This window comes from Streptomyces colwelliae, assembly GCF_048158785.1.
Lineage (GTDB): Bacteria > Actinomycetota > Actinomycetes > Streptomycetales > Streptomycetaceae > Streptomyces.
The window spans coordinates 1-423 of sequence record NZ_JBLTJC010000991.1; the positions used below are offsets into that span (position 1 = coordinate 1).

The window sequence follows — 423 nt, forward strand, 5'->3', positions numbered from 1 at the left end:
TCTTTAGCCAGATACGGTTTATGCTGGAAGGCGTTGGCGTCGATATCGCCTTTGCTCAATGCTTCGTTTGGCAGAACATAGTCGTTGAAGGTGACCAGCTCAACGTCCAGGCCATATTTGTCTTTCGCGACTTTCTGCGCGACTTCTGCAACCTGCTGTTCGGCACCAACAATCACGCCGACTTTAATGTGGTTTGGATCTTTTTCATCCTGACCGCAGCCTACCAGTGCCAGTGATCCAATCAGGGCTCCCACTGCCGCAAAGGTTTTGAATTTGAACGCCATACCTTATTCCTTCTTCAATTATTTATGTTGTGTTGAACGTTACTTGCGAGTGACAGCCCGGACGATGCGGTCGCCTGCGAACTGAATTAAATAAACCAGAATGACCAGCAATACCAGTCCCGTTCCCATATCCCCAGCG

At 49.2% G+C, this 423-nt stretch carries 1 pseudogene; it reads right to left on the reverse strand.

Annotated elements, in window-relative coordinates:
- Positions 1-284, reverse strand: a pseudogene (gene metQ, locus ACNFOC_RS55505) (methionine ABC transporter substrate-binding lipoprotein MetQ); the annotation flags it as partial.
- Between the last annotated feature and the right edge of the window lie 139 nt (positions 285-423).